Below are 17,901 nucleotides of genomic sequence, written 5' to 3'. Positions count from 1 at the left end.
CGTGTGCGCCTCAGCGGCGAGCCGGACCCGGCGTCCGGGCTAGAGTTCCAGCCCGTCGACCTTCGGCGTCAACCGGCGGATGATCTCGGGAATTCGCTCGACATGCGGATTGATCTCGAGCGCCCGCTTGAACGCGGTCAGCGCCGGCCGGTCCTCGCCGAGCTGCTGGAAGATCATGCCGAGCCCCACCATCGCGGTGAAATGGCGGGGCTCCAGCCGCAGCACCTGTTCGATGTCGGACACGGCGCGCCCCAGCTCGCGGCGTGCGAAATAGAGCGTCGCGCGGCGGCTCCAGGCCTCGATGTAGTCGGGATAGAGGTCGATGACCGAATCGAGCAGCGACAGCGCCAGATCCTGCTGTTGCTGCTGGGCTGCCTGCGTGGCGCGCACCATGAGCAGGTCAGCCGTATCGGAGCCGGACTGGGCCAGAGTCAGGGCGATCTGCATTTCCAGCACACGCGCCTGCCGGGGGCCATCGGCCTCGCGCAGCCGCGAGAACAACTCGTCCAGCCGGCGCGCGCGTTCAGACTGGAGCGCCGGGGCCGCGACATTGCCTTCCGTGCCGGCTGGCGCTTCCACCGTGGGAGGCGGCGCGGGAACGGGTCCGGTGACCTGCGCCGCCGCCGGCATCGCCGCGCCGAGCATCAGGCAAAACAAAACCGCCGATCGTGTCATGGCCGAAGCGTGGGCCACGAAACGTCGACGGTCAACAGAAGCGGCAATGACAGGCGCGTGAACCCGCCTGCCGCAATGCCAGCGCACCGGCAAAGCCGGCGCAGGCTGGCTCAGCCCTGACGCGCCTTGAAGCGCTTCTGGGTCTTGTTGATGATGTAGACGCGGCCCTTGCGGCGCACGATCTGATTGTCGCGATGGCGACCGCGCAGCGACTTCAGCGAATTGCGGACCTTCATGGCGGCGATCCTTTGAGGCGAACGAGGCAGCCGGAGCCGGGAAACCCGACGGTCAGCACCTCGATGAACGGGAGGCGCGGGCTATACGTGCCGCAGCGGCGACTGTCAAGGTTGGCGCCAGGCGGCAAGCCAGTATCCGGCCAGCCTACTTGGCGGTAAGCTCGTTCGCCCCCAGATGACCATGATGGCCAGCGCGCCGCAACGACAGGGAGGCCGCCATGAGCGTCGCCTTCACCAAGGAAAACGACAGGGACGGCACCGAGGCCAACCTGCAGGATCGGCCGATCTCGCCGCACCCCAACCTGGTGACGCCGGAAGGCCTTGCGCTGATCGAGGCCGCGCTGGAGGCAGCCCGGACCGCCGTAACGGCCGCGAAGGATGCCGGTGAAGACGCGACCGGCCTGGCCTTCGCGCGCGCCAGCCGCGATTTCCGCTACTATACCGCGCGGCGCGCCAGCGCCCAGCTCATGGACCCGCCGCCGGGCGACGGCCGCGTCCATTTCGGCAGCCGCGTGACCTTCGACAGGCAGGACGGTCGTCGTCAGACCTTCCGAATCGTCGGCGAGGACGAGGCCGAGCCTTCCAAGGGGACGGTTTCCTATGTTTCGCCGGTCGCTAGGGCGCTGATGGGCAAGGGCGTCGGCGACGCCGCCGTCGTCGGCGACGGCGAGGTGGAGATCGTCACGATCGGTTGAGCGCGTCAGCGGCGCGCGATGGTCACGATCGCCGCTCGCCCGCCGATGGCCGACGACGCCGAGATCGCCGCCGCGCCTTCGACGCGCGCAGCCCAACCCTGCCCGACCACCACCGTCTCGCCGTCCGCCGTGAGGCTCCAGGCCTCCTCGATCGCCGCGAGCACGACGACCGGCGCAGCGGCAATGGGTTCCTCGGCAGCGCGGCCACGCCTGATCTCGACGTCGCCGGAAGCAAAGCCCTCGCGAGTCAGCAGGTTGAACGCTGTTGCCGCCTGCCCGTCGCGCAGGCGGCAATAGGGCGCCGGCGCGCCGGGAAAGCGCGTCGGCTGGTCGCGGTCGAGCGTACGGGAGCCCTCGCCCGCGAAGTCGAGATGCACGCCCGGCCCCTCGACGATGGTGAAGGTCCGCGCCACGCCCGCATAGTCGGAGAACGGCCCGTCCCTCAGGATGCCGGCGGTCCCGACCCGCCAGGCGACATCGCCGTCGGGCGCAAGCTCGACGGCGAAATCGGTGGCGGTGCCGCCGCCATTCTTCCAGGGAACGGTCTTGAACCCGGCCGGGTCGAGCAGGCGGATCATGCGGGCCTCATGCTTGCGGGCGCCGTTCCTTCCGGGCCCGTCACTGCGCCGTGTAGCGGATGCCGCTGATAGGCGAGACGATCTGGTTGTAGATCTCGCCGCAGCGCGCGCCGCAGCGACGCACGAAGGCGGGCAGCACGACCTTCTGCATAGCCTCGCGCAGCAGCGCCACATCGGCCGGCGTCTCGCGGGTGATGGTCATCGGCCGGTTGGTGACGACATGGCCGATCTTGCAGCCGGCGGCATTGCCGGCATTGCACTGGATGCCGTCCTCGGTGAGTTCGGCGCCGAGCTTCCACTGGGCTTCCTCGACCTCGTTCATATAGGCCTGCAGGAAATCGCGGACGGCGGGGTCGAGCCGGTTCCACCAGTTGAGATTCACCGCATAGGCGGCAACGCCCCACTGGATCGGCAGCGTGTAGAGATAGCGCGTCACCTCGTACCAGCGCGCGCCATTGCCGGTGGCCGTGCCGGTCACCGCGCAGTCGACCACGCCGCGCTCGAGCGCCGAATAGACCTCCGGGAAGCCGATAGCGACCGGCTGGCCGCCGACCGACTGGATGAAGTCGTTCTGCGAGCCGCCGGGCGTGCGCACGCGCCGGCCCTTGAGGTCGGCGAGGCTGGTGACGGGGTCGCGGCAGAACAGCACCTGACCGGGGAAAGGATAGAAGGCGACGATCTTGATGCCGACCCGCTCCAGCTCCTTGTTGAGCGTCGGCAGCATGGCGTTGGCGATGCGCCGGCCCTGCTCATGCGACGGGTTCTGGCCGGACATGTCGATGATATCGAGCAGCGGCACGTCGCCGGCGACCGTCGGAAGCGCCATGCCGGCAAGGTCGATCTGGCCCGAGCGCAGCACGCGGATCAGGTCGGGACCGGACAGGTTGCGCTCCGGCCAGCTGGCCAGCGTCACGCGGATGCGCCCGTTGGAGCGGGTCGGCAACGCCTCGCGCAGCATGGGGATGTCGACCTTGGTATATTGCGGGATCGACGGCGAAAGCTGCGTCACCATCTGGATCGAGATGGGCGGACCAGCGGGAAGGCTCGGCTGCTGCGCCATGGCAGACTGCGTCAGAAGGCCGAACGACAGTGCGGCCAGAACTCGCGATAGCTTGAACGACATGAAGGCATCCCCCGGAAGCGCCGGACGCTACGTTAAGTGGCGAACCGCAGAACGCAACCGGGCGATTGCGCAGGACAGCAGATGGCATCGGACATGAATGACCGGCACGCCGCCGATGTACCCGCCTTCTACGAGAAGCATACGGGGGATTTCGACCGCGAGCGTGGCCGCGACCTGATGGAGCGCGACCACCTGGCAGCTGCCATCGAAGGGCTCCGTCCCGGCGCGCGGGTTCTCGATCTCGGCTGCGGCACGGGTCAGCCCATCGCGGCCCATCTTGTGTCCGAAGGATTCCGCGTCACCGGCGTCGACGTCGCCGAGGCCATGATCGTTGTCTGCCGTGGGCGCTTTCCGGGGCACGAGTGGATCGCAGCGGACATGCGGCGACTGGATCTCGGACGGATATTCGGTGCCGTCGTCGCCTGGGACAGCTTCTTTCACCTCCCCCGCAACGACCAGCGCGCGATGTTCCCAGTCTTCGCGCGCCATGTCGCTCCGGGCGGATCGCTGCTATTCACCTCGGGTCCCTCGGACGGGGAAGTCGTCGGCAGCCTCTATGGCGATCCGCTGTTCCATGCGAGCCTTGCGCCGGCCGAATATCGCTCGCTGCTCGACGCTTCCGGCTTTGACGTCGTCCGGCATGTCGTCGAGGACCCCGATTGCGGCAGTCACACGGTCTGGCTGGCGCGCAGGCGCGTTATTGTTGACCCGACAAGCCCCGCGCCGCTAAACCGCGCGCCATGAACGCTCCGCAAACCAATATCCGGGCCGGCGATACCCCCGCCTCGCGCCGGCGCACCTTCGCGATCATCTCGCACCCGGACGCCGGCAAGACCACGCTGACCGAAAAGCTGCTGCTGTTCGGCGGCGCGATCCAGCTCGCCGGCGAGGTCAAGGCCAAGCAGGGCCGCCGGCAGACCTCGTCCGACTGGATGGCCATCGAGAGACAGCGCGGCATCTCGGTCGTCACCTCCGTGATGACCTTCGAGTATGGCGGCGGCGTCTTCAATCTGCTGGACACGCCAGGCCACGAGGACTTCTCGGAGGACACCTATCGCACGCTGACGGCGGTCGATTCCGCGATCATGGTGATCGATGGCGCCAAGGGCGTCGAGGACCGCACGCGCAAACTGGTCGAGGTCTGCCGCCTGCGCGACATCCCGATCATCACCTTCGTCAACAAGATGGACCGCGAGAGCCGCGACCCCTTCGACCTGATGGACGATGTGGAGAAGGCCCTCGCCCTCGACACCGTGCCGATGACCTGGCCGATCGGGTCGGGCCGCGAATTCGCCGGCACCTACGACCTCGTCCACAATCACGTGCGCCGCATCGACCGCGACGAGGAGCCGATCAAGGTCAACGGCCCGGAAGCGGCGATCTTCGACGAGCTCCTGCCGAACGGTGCCGACGGCTGGCGCGAGAGCGCGCTGCTGGCGAAGGAAGGCGCAAAGCCCTTTGACCTCGACAGCTATCGCGAGGGCCACATGACGCCGGTCTATTTCGGCTCGGCGCTGCGCACCTTCGGCGTTCAGGACCTGATCGACGCCCTGATCGCCTACGCCCCGCCGCCGCGCGCGCAGGTCGCCGAGAGCCGGACCGTGCTCGCCGACGAGCCGAAGATGAGCGGCTTCGTGTTCAAGATCCAGGCGAATATGGACCCGAACCATCGCGACCGGATCGCCTTCCTGCGGGTGTGCTCGGGCAAGCTGGCGCGCGGCATGAAGGCGAAGCTCGTGCGCACCGGCAAGCCCATGCCGCTGAACGCCCCGCAGTTCTTCTTCGCCAAGGATCGCCAACTGGCGGAGGAGGCCTATGCCGGCGACATCGTCGGCATTCCCAACCACGGCACGCTCAGGATCGGCGACACGCTGACCGACGGCGAGGATATCGTCTTCAAGGGCGTGCCGAGCTTCGCCCCCGAACAGCTCCGCCGCGTCAAGCTGAAGGACGCGATGAAGGCCAAGAAACTGCGTGAGGCGCTGCAACAGATGGGCGAGGAAGGCGTTGTTCAGCTGTTCGTGCCGAATGACGGCTCGCCGGCCATTGTCGGCGTCGTCGGCGCGCTGCAGCTCGACGTGTTGAAGGAGCGGCTCTCCGCCGAATACACCCTGCCCGTCGACTTCGACCCCTGCCAGTTCTCGGTCTGTCGCTGGATCACCTCGGACGACCCGCAAAAGCTCGACGGCTTCATCGACAGCCACGGCTCATCGATGGCACGCGATCTCGACGGAGCTCCGGTCTATATGGCCTCGTCGGCCTTCTCGCTCCGCTACGAGGAGGAGCGAGCGCCCGGCATCACCTTCTCGGCGATCAAGGACTATCAGCGCGCCGCCGCCTGACGGCCGGCCACGCGGCGGCTGCCGCCGCCGATCGCCTGCGCCACCCAGCCGATCACCTGGCTGTGCAGGCGGGCATCCTTGTCGATGTTGAAGTGCGTCAGGTTGCCGGACTGGCGCAGGTCGATGTTCTCGAGCCGCCCGCGATAGCCCGGCGCGGCTGCCACCGAGGCGCCCCAGCCATTGTTCGACTGGAACAGGTTGACATAGCGCCGCGCGCCGCCGGCGAGCGGCTGCCTGACCGTCGGATCGAAGGCGACGGCGAGCGCCACCGAGCCGCCGTTGCGCGCGAGCGCGTTGGAGATGTCGGTCACGGCATTGGCGCCGAGCGAATGGCCGATGATGACGGCCTGATGCCGCCCGCCGGTCGCACGCTGGTTCTGCAGGATTTCAGAGGCGACCGTGTTCCAGGCGCCATACTCGTGCACGGTGGCGTTGTAGCCGCGCGCGCGCAGCTTGGCTCCGAGGTCATCCATGCCCTGGGAGAAAACATTGGCAAGGCCGCGGAAGAGATAGATGCGCGGCGCAATCTGCTGAACGCGTGCGTGACGCGCATTCGCGGAAGAGTAGAGGTCGCCGCGCGCAATCGCATCGCGCGCCATCTGTACCGTGGCGCCGCCTTCGCCGCTCGTCTGCGCCGTCGTCTGGCAACCCGCCAGGAGGATTCCGGAAAACGCCAGCGCCATGCAGCGGGCGCGCTTCGACATGCTCATTGCCAACCTCAGCCCCAAGGACCGCTTCTCAACCTTGCGGAACCCGGATGGTTCCGGCGGGACACAGCAGCAACCTGACTCAACGTGGTTAACCCAGACTGAATGCCCGCCTCGCCCGCGGTCAACGCGGCAACGACGAAACGGATGCCCCAGCGGCACTCAATTCGCGCCATGTGTTGCCGGAATGCCGCGAATTGACCGAAACTGTTTCAGCCGGCCATGGCGGGGCGGCAACAGCGGCATCGCCGCCGCGCTAGTGGATGAACGGCACGACCCGCTTGGTCCGCGCTTCGTAGGCGGCATATTCGGCCCCGAAGGCTTCGCGCATCATGGCCTCCTCGCGGCCGACGCGGAACGCGTAGAGGACACCGAAACCGATCAGTCCCGCAGGCCCCACGATCCAATTCTGCAACAGCAGGGCCTGCGCTATCCCCCACAGGAAGAAGGCGCTGTACATCGGGTGGCGGACGAGGCGGTAGACGCCGCCGGTGACCAGCGTGTGTCCCTCGCGCAATTCCAGCGTCTGAGACCAGTTGCGGCCGAGCTGGCGGTGGGTTGCGAGGAACAGGGCGAGTGCCCCGGCGAACACGAAAACGCCAAGCCAGGCCTGCGCGGCGAAGAAGCCATAATCGGCGAAGACGAGGAATCCACGGCCGCGCAGCAGGCAATAGGCGATGGGCAGGATACCAAGGCCCGTCAGCGAGATCAGCAGCAGAACACGCTCCTGCAGGTCCACCGCGCTGACGTCGATGCGGTTCTTCCGCTTGTTCTTGACCTCATGGGGGATGCGGATGGCGCCCCAGCCGACAATGCCGAGGAGAACGATCATCTGGGCGGCGAAGCGGGTCATCGGGCAGCGGAGCTTTCGGAGGCGGCGAGCGGCGTGGTCGCGCCCGCGAGGGAACCGTCGGCCCCGAGTGCGCCTGGCAGGCGATCTCCGTGGGCGACGATATCGGCGAAGGCGAAGGGTCCGCAGGCGATCATGTGGAAGTCGTAGGCGTAGCGCTGCTCGTTGCCCATCACATATTGCCGATGGATGCGCAGCAGATTGCCGCGGAACCGGCTCCAGGTCTCGGGCGCAAGCATGCGCGACAGGCGGATCGAGCGGCGTACGGGCTTCGAGACGGCCTTTAGTCCAAGCGCCTCGACCGTGTTGTTCTTGTAGAAGCAGATGAAATCGACGTGGCTGTCATATTCGGCCCAGGTGATGGCCGGCTCGTCCGCGACGCGCTTCACCGACTGGCGCAGCCATCCCGCGGCGGGGTGCAGCGCGATCTTGAGCGTAGAGGAACCGACACCCGCGAGCCCGAGCGGAAAGCCGCGCCGAGCAAGCTCGGGATCCCTTTGCAGCGCCTTTGCCACCGCTTCCACCATCCATGCCGCCCCGAGGCTGTGGCCGATTACCACGACCTCGTCGACATCGCCCGCTCCCACCCCGGCTGCGATCTCCGCCGCGAAAGCCTCGGCGCGCGCCTCGATCTTGGGCCGCCGGCGACGCATCATGTCGCGCGCAAAAATCCAGTCGCTGAGCATGTAGTTGAGATGCAGACGCCCGCTTGCCAGCATCAGCAATGCGGTCGCGGCGATGATGCCGACGGCGACCCTTGTGACAGCCGTGTCCGGGAGGCCGGCAAACGCCCAGAGCCAGCCGGCGAACCAGGACAGGGCGCCGATGACGAGCAGCAGCACGGCCGGATAGCCGGCGAACAGCGAATAGCGCCAGTAGGCGGCGATGTAGCGGAAGAAGGTGCCGGTGAAGAGGATGTCGCCCGCCGCCAGCAGGTAGCGCGGCAGGCGCAGTGCCATGGGTGTGTCCATGTCCTGTGCGACGACATCGTCCCAGCGCAGCAGGCGGACATCGGCCTGTGTCTCGAAATCGGGCCCGCTGACACGCGCATCCCAATATGCCACCGGCACTCCGGCCGGCATGGTCAGCGGCCCGACCTCGGCGCGAAGCGACCAGGTCTTCTCGAAGCGACGGATTTCGCGCGCGAACCGGTGGTGATGCGCCTCCGGCCCGAGTGGTTCGTAACCTGCGAGCAGATAGACCCGTCGTGTCTTGATCGTGGCTGTCATCGGCTACCGAACGGCGCGGCCCGGCCTGCCCGGGGGGTGAGTGATGCCACGCGCGGGCGCCTTATGCCAGTTCCGCCGCGCCACATCGGGCAATGTTGGTATTTCGTTGCATTGGTTGGCAAAATCCGCCGCAGGCGGCGAATCGAGGGCAGCGCATGGGCATTGGACGCAGGATCTGGTCGGGCGTGCTCGCCTTCGATCGGGTGGGGTCGCGGGTTCCGCGCATCATCCAGATCATGGTCACCGAATATATGGGCGGGCTGATGGTGGCGGCCTTCATCGCCAAGATCGTCCAGCAACGCGGCACGGCGTCCTGCACAAGGCGGTGGTCCTTCGCTCGACACGACAGACTGGGTGGTGCTGACGCTCGGGCTCGCCCTTCTCGGCTGGCTGCTGCGGGACGTATTCCGCCCGCGTGTCCTCATCGAAACCTGGACGCCCTTCGTCCAGAGCGACGCGCTGGTGGCGTGGAACACGCGCTGGCAGGTGAGCTACGCCTATCTGACCAGCCACCCCTCCTACAGCGTGCCCATGCTGCTTCCCGCCGCCGCCTGGCTCGCGCTCTATGTCATGCTATGGGAAGAGCCCTGCTCCCTGCTGTTCTTCAAGGCGCTCACGCTGGCGCCGCTGATCATCTGGCTCGGCATGACCCTGCTCCGGGCCGTCTCGTGGTACGTGCTGCGTCTCGGACGCGCCGAACTGGACAGCCAGTTGCCGGAAGGCTGGTCGCAAGCGAAAGCGGAGTGGGAAATGGCCTGGAAACCGGTGCCCGGCTTCGTCGGCCTGACATTGGCCTTCCTCGCCGTCCTCGGCCTCGTCATCGCGCGCGAGCAGGCGGGCTGAACCGTCTCCCGTTCGTCCGCATTCGACCGGGAAACCAAATCGGACTATTCTCGTTCATCCTCCGGAACGGCGTCGTGGCGACCGCTTCGCGCAGGCACGAGGTCTTGGCCGATGAGCGGCAGCGACGACCCGAAAAAGGACGACAGGCCCCTGCTGCTGCGACGCCCGCCGACCTGGAGCGTCGAGCACCAGCGCGGCGAGCCCGAGCGGCCCGGCTTCAACGCCTGGGACAGCAGGGTGCGGTCGCGTCAGAACATCCTCGCCGCCCTGCTCGCCACGCTGCTCGGCATCGCGACCTATGTGGTCTTCGATCAGCTGAGGTCGAGTTCGCGCTATCTCGCCTGCATGGAGGCCGGCCACCGCAACTGCGGGCAGCCGGTCATCCCCGGCAACGGTCACCGCTGAGAAGCCTCTCGAGGCGCCACCGTCGCGCGATGTCGAGCGGCGATCCCGGATCTCAGGGTAGAGAAATTTTGACTGACGTCGCCGCATATCGATCAGCGTCATCGAAAATATTTCCACATAGGCTGCTTTCACAGATTGCAATTTCCAAGATCGGCGAGAGCCTTAGGCCGCACGGTCTTTTCTTTCGCAACCCCTTGAACGGCCCCGGCGCGATGGCCTTTATCCGGGATCAGCAGGGTGGAATGGGCACCCTCCCGTCCGCCTTTTCAACGGGTCTCGATCGTCATGGCGAATATCTCGACCAGCAACGTTTCCGCCCCGCGCCGGGCGCAGGGTTCGATGGCTTTCGACAGCCAGACGGCTGTGCTCGGCATTGCGCTCGCGCTCATCACCGCTGGTTCGGCGGTGACGTTCCAGGCGGCCGGCTGGCGGCTCGCCGCGCTCTGGCTGGTCGGGGCCGGTCTCGGCCTCGCGCTCTATCATGCCTCGTTCGGCTTTGCGGCCGGCTTTCGCAATTTCCTGATCGATGGCCACAGCGCTCACATCCGCGCGCAGCTGCTGATGCTCGCGGCGGCGGTCCTCCTGTTTTTCCCGGTGCTTGCCGCGGGCACCGTCGCCGGCCAGCCTGTTCGCGGTTTCGTCTTCCCGGTCGGCCTGGAGGTCGCACTCGGCGCCTTCCTGTTCGGCATCGGCATGCAGATCGCCGGTGGCTGCGGCTCCGGCACGCTCTACACGGTCGCGGTGGCGGCACGCGCATGCTGATGACGCTGGTCTTCTTCGTCGCGGGCGCGACCCTCGCCGCCTTCACCTATGAGAGCTGGGGCGCGCTGCCCGACATTCCCGGCATCTCCCTGATCGAGACGCTGGGCTTCCTGCCAGCCCTCGTCCTGAACCTCGCCGTGTTTGCCGCCGTCGCATTCGCGGTCACCCGGGCCGAGAAGCGCCGCACGGGCCGGGTCGAGCCGATCTTCGCAACGCCTTCCGACGGAAAGCGCTCCGGCCGGCGCCTCCTCACCGGCCCGTGGCCTTTCGCCTGGGCCGCGCTGGCGCTCGCAATCCTCAATTTCGCGACGCTGCTGCTCGCCGGCCGCCCCTGGGGCATCACGCAGGCCTTTGCGCTGTGGGGCTCACATGCCGTCGATCGCTTCGGCCTCGACGATCCCAACTTCTGGGCCTACTGGGACGAGCCGACCCGCGCCGAGGCACTGCACCGCAGCCTGCTGACCGACACCACCACGGTGATGAATGTCGGACTGATCGTCGGCGCTCTCGCCGCCACCGGGCTTGCCGGAAGGTTCGCGCCGGTCTGGAAGATCGGTATCGGTCCGGCGCTGGGCTCGATCTTCGGCGGCCTGCTGCTCGGCTTCGGCGCCATCATGGCGACGGGCTGCAATGTCAGCGCCTATTTCTCGGGAGTCGCCTCCGGCAGCCTGCACGGCTGGCTGTGGATCGCCGCCGCGCTGCCGGGCATCTGGATCGGCACGAAGCTGCGCCCGCTATTCGGGCTGGAGCCTCGCCGCTAGCAGCGCATCCGCGCTTGCGTCACGCGCCCCGGCGCCCGCTTCACGCGAGAACGCCTTGGTCAGAGCCCTTCGCGCAGGAAGGCGCGCGCCCAGCCCTGGATGCCGCCGGCGGGCCGGACAACGCCCTTGTTCGAGCGGTCGAGCGAGATCTTGCGAATGGGACGAAGGGCCGGGGCTTCGTCAAATGCGACTGCGCCGGCTGTCATCACGTGAGACTGGGGCATCGCGGTTCTCCTGACGGAGGGGCCGCATCGCGCGGCCCGTGATCATGGGTGTCGTCTGCGCATCAGCAGGTTCAAGACACCCTGTTCCTCACCTCTCTGCCATTGCGGACGCTTGCTCCTCGTTGAAGCCCGGAGACACCGCCCCCAATTCCGCCAGCTGTCGCAGGCACGGAGAATCCGGGCGCTACCGGCGCGGTCGGCCCTGCCCCAGATAGCGCTCCGTGTACTGCCGGAAGCTGGACGTGCCGCCGCCCTCCTGCGGGGTCCGGATGTCGAACAGCCGCCATTCCCCGCGATCCTCGGCGAAGACGAGGATCTGCGTCGTGCGCGCCTGATCTCCGGCAAAAACACGGAATGAAACGCGCACCTCCGGCCGGTCCGGCGGGCCGCCGACAGTCTCGATGCGGATGTCGCCCGGGCGGTCGCTGTCCTGCGCGTTCAGGACGGGATCAGCCTGCAGGAACGGCTCCTCGGCATTGCGCGAGCGCGCCTGAGCCTGCCGGTAGAGCGCCGCAAAGCGCGAGGTCATCCACTCCTCGAACTTGCGTTGCGCGCGGCGCGGCGGCCGCTGCTCCGCCGCGAAATAGTCGGTCAGGAACGCGCGGGCCTGATCGGCTGGCGCGCCCGCCGGTTGGGCAGCCGCTCCACCGGCCAGCAAAAGGCCCGAGGCGACGACGGCAGCGGCGAGAATGGACTTCAGATGCATCAGCCTCTTCCATGTTCCGACTGGGAACATAGGGCCTTGCGCATCCAAGGCCAGCGTCAAGCCCCCTCGTATTCCCTGACCCAGTGCTCCGCGATCTCGGTGCCGGTGGCGAACCACACGTCAGGGAAGGTGCGGATGAAGGCGATCAGCTCACGGATCAGCGCCACGCGGCTCGGCCGGCCGCCGACCTGCGGGTGGAAGATCATGTCGAACAGACCGCCCCACCTGTAGATCTCGCGGAATTCCTCCTTGTAGACCGACAGCATGTGCTCGTTGGTGAAGATCGGCCGCGGCGTCTGGACCGAGAACAGTGCGAAGGGAGCATCGTCCAGGCTCCAGTGCCAGGGCAGCTCCACCGGCCCCTTGGACCCGTCCGGCAGGACGTGGCGGTAGGGGTTGATGTCGTCCATCAGCGAGGAGTCGTAGAGGAAATTGTGCTTCTGGAGCAGCTTGAACAGGCCCGTGGAGACCTCACCGGCCGGCGAGCGGTAGCCCTTGGGCACGACGCCGACCGTGCGCTTCAGCGCCTCCAGCCCCTTCTCCATCTCCTCGATCTCGGCCTGCGGATCGCCAGAGACCCACTTGTGCGAATAGGAGTGGTGGCCGATCTCGTGACCGTCCTTCAGGATCATTTCGACCCGGTCGGTGTGGTTCTCGGCGGTCCAGCCCGGCACGAAGAACGTCGCCTTGATGTCCTCGTCGCGCAGTGTGTCGAGGATTTTCGGCACTCCGACCTTGGCGCCGTACCGGCCCTGGCTCAGCACGCCGGGACGATTCACGTTGTTCGGGTCGCGCGAGGTCCAGAGGGTCTCCGCGTCGAAATCGAAGGTCAGCATCACGGCGCAGCGCGCACCATTCGGCCAGCGGACGCTCATGTCGTGCATCGTCTCGTCTCCCTGTCGCAATCAGACTTTGCCGTGGCGCGCGGCGAGGAACCCGCCATCGACCGGCAGCACCGTGCCCGTGACGAAGGCGGCGTCGTCCGAGGCAAGGAAGGCCACGGGCCCGGCAATGTCCTTCGGCTCGCCCTTGCGCTCCATCGGCGTGCCCTCGACCATGAGGCGCTGGTAGAGCGCGTTCTGCAGATGGCCGGACGTCATCGGCGTTGCGATCAGGCCCGGAGCGATCGCGTTGACGAGGATGCCCTCGGGCGCGAGTTCGCCCGCGAGCTGCCTGGTGAACTGCGCGACGCCCGCCTTCGCGACGGCATAGGCGGTCGTGCCGGGATAGCCGGTGAGGCCGAAGATCGAGGAGATGTTGACGATCCGGCCGCCCGGCCTCGGCAGGTGCGGGACGATCGCCCGCGTCACGCGCAGCACGGCGCTGAGATTCGTGTCGATGAAGCGATCGATGAGGGCGTCGTCGGAATCGAGCAACCGTTTCGACCCGCCAATCCCGGCATTGTTGACGAGGATGTCGATGTGGCCGAAGGCTTTCAGGGCCGCATCGGCAATGGCCGCGCCCGCATCGCGGTCGGTGACGCTTTTGGCCAGCGCGATCTGTCCAAGGCGCCGAGCCGTCGCCTCGACCTCCGGGATCAGGTCCACGAGCAGCACTTTCGCGCCATCGGCGACGAAGCGTTCGGCAATGGCCTCGCCGATTCCGCGGGCGGCGCCCGTGACGATGGCGACCTTGCCGGCGAAACGATTGGGATCAGGCAACGCGGCCTCCATCGACCGGCAGTGCGACGCCCGTGGTGAAGCCGGCGGCATCGCTGAGAAGATAGAGAACGGCCCCTGCCACTTCGTCCGGCGTGCCGAAGCGGTTCATCGGGTGCTTCGCCTTCTGAAACGCCGCGCGGGCAGCCTGCGCCGCCGCATCGCCGGCATCGGCGATAGCGCGGTCGTTCATCGGGCTGTCGATCGTGCCGGGGCACACGCAGTTCACCCGGATGTTCTCGGTCGCGTGGTTGAGCGCGAGGCTCTTGGTCAGCAGCGTCACGGCGCCCTTGGACGCCGAATAGACCGACAGGACCGGCGAGCCCTGGAGGCCGGCCGTGGACGAGAACAGCACGACCGAACCGCGACCGATCTCGCGCATCTGCGGAATGAAGTACTTCGCGGCGAGCCAGGGGCCCTTGACGTTGACGTCGAAGACCAGGTCGAAATCCTTCTCGTCGACCTCGATGGCGATTTTCGAAGGGCCTACCATACCGGCGGCCGCCACCAGCAGCTCGACCGGGCCGAGTTCCTTGCGGGCGGTCTCCGCGGCGCGGGCGACATCGGCGGCGCTCGCCGCATCGCCGGCCACGATAACCGAACCGGGACAGAGCGCCGCGGTTGACTTGAGACCTTCGGCATCGCGGTCGAACAGGAGCACCCTCGCCCCCTCATTCGCGAGCCCCGCCGCACTTGCGCGGCCGAGCGCGCCTGCGGCCCCGGTCACTGCCGCAACGCGGCCCTCGAAGCGTCCCGCCATGCCATGCCTCTCTGCCTGCCGCCGTGCGGAGCCCTAGTGCTCCTGCCCGCCGAGATAGAATTCCTGCAACTCTTCCATCGCGATGCCGCTGCCGACCTCGCGCTCATAGGCGATGCGACCGCCGCGGATGACGTAGATGTAGTCCGCGATGTCGAGGGCCATGCCGACATTCTGCTCGACTAGCAGGAGCGTCAGCCCGAGCGCCCGAAGACCGAGGATCGCTTCCGCTATCTCCTCGACGATGCGCGGCGCGAGCGCAGCCGATGGTTCGTCCAGGAGCAGCACGGAAGGGCGCGCCATCAGCGACCGGCCGATGGACAGCATCTGCCTCTCGCCGCCGGAGAGCATGCCGGCATTGACCTTGCGCCGCTCTCGCAGCCGCTTGAAGCGCTGGTAGACACCCTCCAGGTCGGCGGCGATGCCGGCCCTGTCCCTGCGGCGGTGGAAAGCGCCCATCAGCAGGTTTTCCTCGACGCTCATGGCGGCGAAGACCTCCTTGCCCTGGGGCACCAGCGACAGGCCGAGCGCCGAGCGCTGCTCGGGCGGCACGGTGTTGACCACCTGATCGTTGAGGACGACCTGCCCTTCCTGCACGTCGACGAGGCCGACAATGGACTTCAGGGTGGTGGATTTGCCGGTGCCGTTGCCGCCGAGCAGGGCGACGAGCCCGCCCTTAGGCACGTTGAGGCTCACCCCATGGAGGATGCGCGTACGCCCGTAGCCGGCGACGAGGTTCTCAACCCTGAGCACGGCGCTTCCATCCCGTTCCGATATAGGCCTCCACGACGACCGGGTCCTTCACCACGGCCTCCGGCTCGCCTTCCGCGATCTTCTCGCCGGAATCGAGCACCACGACATGGTCGCAGAGGTCGCGCACGACGCGCATGACATGCTCGACCAGGAGGATGCTCATGCCGAACTCGTCGCGCATGCGGCGGATCAGCTGAATGAGCCGGTCGACATTCGGCGGCGACAGGCCGGCCGCGGGCTCGTCGAGCACGAACAGGGTCGGTTCGCTCATCATGCCGCGGGCGAGCTCCACCATGCGCTGCTGGCCGATGGAGAGCGCCGTCACCGGCCGCGAGGCAAATTCCTGAAGGTCGAACCAGGCGAGCAGTTCGCGTGCGCGCTTGCGGGCCGCGGCCTCCTCCTCGCGGGCGGCAGCCCGGTCGAGGATCGAGGCGGTCAGGCTCGACTGCATCCGCATGTGGTTGGCGAGGACGAGATTGTCCTCGACGCTCAGCGAGGAAAACAGCCTGAGCAGCTGGAACGACCGCGCCATGCCGAGCCGCGCCCGCCGATAGGACGGCAGCGCGGTGATCTCGTGGCCGTTGAACAGGAACTGCCCCTCGTCCGGCGTCATCTCGCCGGTGACGAGATTGACCATGGTCGACTTGCCGGAGCCGTTCGGGCCGATCAGCCCGACGATCTGGCCCTTGCCGACGGTGAGGCTCGCCGCGTTGACGGCGGTGACGCCGCCGAACCGCTTGGTGATGGCCCTGGCTTCGAGGATCGGCACGGTCATCGGGAGGTCCTCGCGCGCCAGCGGCCGACGACGCCTTCAGGCACCAGCGTAATGGCGAGAACGAGCAGAACGCCGTAGATCAGCATCTTGTACTCGGCGAACTTGCCGAGGAACTCGGGCAGCGTCGCGAGGAACGCAGCTCCGATGATCGGGCCGACGAAGGTCCCACGACCGCCGACCACCATCATCGCGACGACCGTCGCCGAGATCCAGATGGTGAAGTCGTCCGGCGTCACGCCGCGCAGCGAATGGGCGGTGAGCACGCCCGCGACGCCCGCCAGCGCCGCGTAGGCGACGAAGGCTGTCAGCTTGCCGCGCGTCGTGTCGAGGCCGACCGCGCCGGCGAGCGTCTCGTCGTCGCGGATCGCCACCCATTCGCGGCCGAGGCGCGAATGGATCAGCCGCCAGGCAAGGATGAGGCAGATCACGGTCATCGCCAGCGTCAGCCAGTAATAGGACCGCAGCGAGCCGAACTCGAACAGCGTCACGCCGAAGATGCGGACCGGACCTGCATTCGGCATGGTCAGACCGACCTGACCGCCGGTGAACGAAGTCCACTGCGAGATCACCAGATAGACGATTGTCTGGAACGCGATGGTTACGATGGCCAGGAAGTGGCCCTTCAGCCGAAGCGCGGGAATGCCGAGCAGCAGACCGAACAGACCGGCGACGATGGCGCCCGCCGGCAGATGGACCCAGATGGAGGTTCCGAGGTCGCGGCTCATGATCGCCGCCGTGTAGGCGCCGACCCCATAGAAGGCGCCGGTGGCGAAGGAGAACTGGCCGCAATAGCCGGAGACGAGATCGAGGCCGACCGCGAGGATGACGAAGAACAGCACCATCATCAGCACGTTGGTCTCGTAACCCCCGAGACCGAACGGCGCGACGGCGAGAAGCGCGACCGCCGGAATGGCTGCGAGAAGCGTTTTCATGACCGGTCGACCGCCTTGCCGAACAGGCCCTGCGGACGGAACAGCAGCACCAGGATGACGAAGACGAAGCCGACGATGTCGCGCATCGAATTGGCGATGTAGCCGGACGTCAGCGACTCCGTGATGCCGAGCAGGAGACCCGCCGCAGCTGCGCCGGCGACGTTGCCCATGCCGCCGAGGATCACCACGGTGAAGGCCTTGAGCGCGATCATGTTGCCGACGATCGGATAGACGAGGAAGATCGACGACATCAGCATGCCGGCGATGCCGGCCAGCGCCGCGCCGACCATGAACGTTACCACGGCGACCCGCTCGACCCTCACGCCGCAGAGCCGTGCGACGGTGGCGTGCTGCGCCATGGCGCGCAGGCTGCGGCCCGTCCAGGTGTAGCGCAGCACGACGTAGAGGATGGCGATCAGCAGCACCATCGTCAGGGGAATGAGCGTGCGCTGCTGCGGCAGGAAGACCGGGCCGAAATCCGTCGGCAGCGACGAGAGGATCGGGATCTTCGAGACGTCGAGATTGAGCCGCTGAGGCTGCGGTCCCATCACGATCAGCGTCGCGTTCTGAAGCGCCACGGCAAGCCCGAACGAGGAAATGATCGAGCTCGTCGCGTCACGGTTTTTCATCGGCTTGTGCAGGATCGCTTCCGCGGCGATGCCGACCACGGCCGCGGTCGCCAGCACGACCGCCACCGCCGGAAGGACCGGCAGGCCCAGAACGGTGATCGCGAAGATGCCGGCATAACCGCCGATCATGTAGAACTCGCCATGGGCGAAGTTCACCACGCCGAGAATGCCGAAGATCAACGTGAGGCCGACCGCGACCAGCACATAAGTGCTGCCGATCACCACGCCGTTGGCGAGGTATTGCAGGAAGAGATCCATAAC

General features: G+C 67.2%; 21 protein-coding genes and 1 pseudogene. 6 read left to right on the top strand and 16 right to left on the bottom strand.

Translation table 11 applies throughout. The annotated features are described in order from the left end of the window. Positions 1 to 39: 39 nt before the first annotated feature. Positions 40 to 675 carry a tetratricopeptide repeat protein gene (locus JNK84_RS01780; RefSeq protein ID WP_293419848.1) on the bottom strand — a complete coding sequence of 212 codons (636 nt, stop codon included), beginning with the start codon at positions 673 to 675 and terminating at the stop codon, positions 40 to 42. A 110-nt stretch (positions 676 to 785) separates the two neighbouring features. Continuing rightward, positions 786 to 911 (bottom strand): type B 50S ribosomal protein L36, encoded by a 126-nt coding sequence (ykgO, locus tag JNK84_RS01775; protein WP_293419845.1) that lies wholly within the window; start codon positions 909 to 911, stop codon positions 786 to 788. A 218-nt stretch (positions 912 to 1,129) separates the two neighbouring features. Between ykgO and greA the strand changes: the two genes are divergently transcribed. After that, on the top strand, positions 1,130 to 1,606 hold the full coding sequence (greA, locus tag JNK84_RS01770) for a transcription elongation factor GreA (RefSeq protein WP_293419842.1): 477 nt from the start codon (positions 1,130 to 1,132) through the stop codon (positions 1,604 to 1,606). 5 nt (positions 1,607 to 1,611) lie between these two features. On the opposite strand, the gene JNK84_RS01765 is transcribed toward greA, so the two are convergent. Continuing rightward, positions 1,612 to 2,184, bottom strand: a complete 573-nt coding sequence (locus JNK84_RS01765; protein ID WP_293419839.1) for a HutD/Ves family protein — start codon at positions 2,182 to 2,184, stop codon at positions 1,612 to 1,614. A 40-nt stretch (positions 2,185 to 2,224) separates the two neighbouring features. Beyond that, on the bottom strand, positions 2,225 to 3,307 hold the full coding sequence (locus tag JNK84_RS01760) for a TRAP transporter substrate-binding protein (protein ID WP_293419836.1): 1,083 nt from the start codon (positions 3,305 to 3,307) through the stop codon (positions 2,225 to 2,227). Between the two features lie 81 nt (positions 3,308 to 3,388). On the opposite strand from JNK84_RS01760, the gene JNK84_RS01755 reads away from it, so the two are divergent. Together JNK84_RS01755 and JNK84_RS01750 are read left to right on the top strand one after the other, a co-directional pair. Beyond that, complete coding sequence (locus tag JNK84_RS01755; protein WP_293419833.1) at positions 3,389 to 4,051, top strand: class I SAM-dependent DNA methyltransferase; 663 nt, start codon at positions 3,389 to 3,391, stop codon at positions 4,049 to 4,051. Continuing rightward, a complete protein-coding gene (locus JNK84_RS01750) occupies positions 4,048 to 5,649 on the top strand; it encodes a peptide chain release factor 3 (RefSeq protein ID WP_293419830.1) in 1,602 nt (533 codons plus the stop codon). The genes JNK84_RS01755 and JNK84_RS01750 overlap by 4 nt, the downstream gene beginning before the upstream one ends. Here JNK84_RS01750 and JNK84_RS01745 read toward each other — a convergent pair. From JNK84_RS01745 to JNK84_RS01735, 3 genes are all read right to left on the bottom strand, one after another. Continuing rightward, a complete protein-coding gene (locus JNK84_RS01745; RefSeq protein ID WP_293419827.1) occupies positions 5,631 to 6,359 on the bottom strand; it encodes a lipase in 729 nt (242 codons plus the stop codon). The two genes, JNK84_RS01750 and JNK84_RS01745, sit on opposite strands and share 19 nt — an antisense overlap. A 253-nt stretch (positions 6,360 to 6,612) precedes the next feature. Continuing rightward, positions 6,613 to 7,209, bottom strand: coding sequence for a protein-S-isoprenylcysteine O-methyltransferase (locus tag JNK84_RS01740; RefSeq protein ID WP_293419824.1), 597 nt, complete (start codon positions 7,207 to 7,209; stop codon positions 6,613 to 6,615). Further along, positions 7,206 to 8,435 (bottom strand): hypothetical protein, encoded by a 1,230-nt coding sequence (locus tag JNK84_RS01735; protein WP_293419821.1) that lies wholly within the window; start codon positions 8,433 to 8,435, stop codon positions 7,206 to 7,208. Before JNK84_RS01735 ends, JNK84_RS01740 begins: the two co-directional genes overlap by 4 nt. A gap of 354 nt (positions 8,436 to 8,789) precedes the next feature. On the opposite strand from JNK84_RS01735, the gene JNK84_RS01730 reads away from it, so the two are divergent. The 3 genes and pseudogenes from JNK84_RS01730 to JNK84_RS23545 all read left to right on the top strand — a co-directional run bounded on the left by JNK84_RS01730 (position 8,790) and on the right by JNK84_RS23545 (position 11,206). Next, the gene (locus JNK84_RS01730; protein WP_293419818.1) at positions 8,790 to 9,278 is read left to right on the top strand and encodes a hypothetical protein; all 489 of its coding nucleotides are present in this window, start codon (positions 8,790 to 8,792) and stop codon (positions 9,276 to 9,278) included. A gap of 111 nt (positions 9,279 to 9,389) precedes the next feature. Further along, a complete protein-coding gene (locus JNK84_RS01725; protein ID WP_293419815.1) occupies positions 9,390 to 9,683 on the top strand; it encodes a hypothetical protein in 294 nt (97 codons plus the stop codon). Positions 9,684 to 9,968: 285 nt separating this feature from the next. Continuing rightward, a pseudogene (locus tag JNK84_RS23545) lies at positions 9,969 to 11,206 on the top strand (YeeE/YedE family protein). 59 nt (positions 11,207 to 11,265) lie between these two features. Here JNK84_RS23545 and JNK84_RS01715 read toward each other — a convergent pair. From JNK84_RS01715 to JNK84_RS01675, 9 genes are all read right to left on the bottom strand, one after another. Then, positions 11,266 to 11,430 (bottom strand): hypothetical protein, encoded by a 165-nt coding sequence (locus JNK84_RS01715; RefSeq protein ID WP_293419813.1) that lies wholly within the window; start codon positions 11,428 to 11,430, stop codon positions 11,266 to 11,268. Positions 11,431 to 11,614: 184 nt separating this feature from the next. Next, on the bottom strand, positions 11,615 to 12,136 hold the full coding sequence (locus JNK84_RS01710) for a hypothetical protein (RefSeq protein WP_293419810.1): 522 nt from the start codon (positions 12,134 to 12,136) through the stop codon (positions 11,615 to 11,617). A 56-nt stretch (positions 12,137 to 12,192) separates the two neighbouring features. Then, entirely contained in the window at positions 12,193 to 13,020 is an 828-nt protein-coding gene (locus JNK84_RS01705; protein ID WP_293419807.1) for a polysaccharide deacetylase family protein, read from the bottom strand. Between the two features lie 21 nt (positions 13,021 to 13,041). Beyond that, positions 13,042 to 13,797, bottom strand: a complete 756-nt coding sequence (locus tag JNK84_RS01700; protein ID WP_293419804.1) for an SDR family NAD(P)-dependent oxidoreductase — start codon at positions 13,795 to 13,797, stop codon at positions 13,042 to 13,044. Continuing rightward, on the bottom strand, positions 13,790 to 14,554 hold the full coding sequence (locus JNK84_RS01695) for an SDR family NAD(P)-dependent oxidoreductase (protein WP_293419800.1): 765 nt from the start codon (positions 14,552 to 14,554) through the stop codon (positions 13,790 to 13,792). The genes JNK84_RS01700 and JNK84_RS01695 overlap by 8 nt, the downstream gene beginning before the upstream one ends. 33 nt (positions 14,555 to 14,587) lie before the next feature. After that, entirely contained in the window at positions 14,588 to 15,304 is a 717-nt protein-coding gene (locus JNK84_RS01690; RefSeq protein ID WP_293419797.1) for an ABC transporter ATP-binding protein, read from the bottom strand. Continuing rightward, positions 15,291 to 16,079, bottom strand: coding sequence for an ABC transporter ATP-binding protein (locus JNK84_RS01685; RefSeq protein ID WP_293419794.1), 789 nt, complete (start codon positions 16,077 to 16,079; stop codon positions 15,291 to 15,293). Before JNK84_RS01685 ends, JNK84_RS01690 begins: the two co-directional genes overlap by 14 nt. After that, on the bottom strand, positions 16,076 to 17,011 hold the full coding sequence (locus tag JNK84_RS01680) for a branched-chain amino acid ABC transporter permease (protein ID WP_293419791.1): 936 nt from the start codon (positions 17,009 to 17,011) through the stop codon (positions 16,076 to 16,078). The genes JNK84_RS01685 and JNK84_RS01680 overlap by 4 nt, the downstream gene beginning before the upstream one ends. Then, on the bottom strand, positions 17,008 to 17,898 hold the full coding sequence (locus JNK84_RS01675; RefSeq protein ID WP_293419788.1) for a branched-chain amino acid ABC transporter permease: 891 nt from the start codon (positions 17,896 to 17,898) through the stop codon (positions 17,008 to 17,010). Before JNK84_RS01675 ends, JNK84_RS01680 begins: the two co-directional genes overlap by 4 nt. Between the last annotated feature and the right edge of the window lie 3 nt (positions 17,899 to 17,901).

Origin of the sequence: Phreatobacter sp., from assembly GCF_016793595.1 — a bacterium.
In the GTDB taxonomy this organism is placed as follows: Bacteria; Pseudomonadota; Alphaproteobacteria; order Rhizobiales; family Phreatobacteraceae; genus Phreatobacter.
Note: the sequence above shows the minus strand (reverse complement) of the source record. Positions and strands in the feature narration are given on the sequence as shown.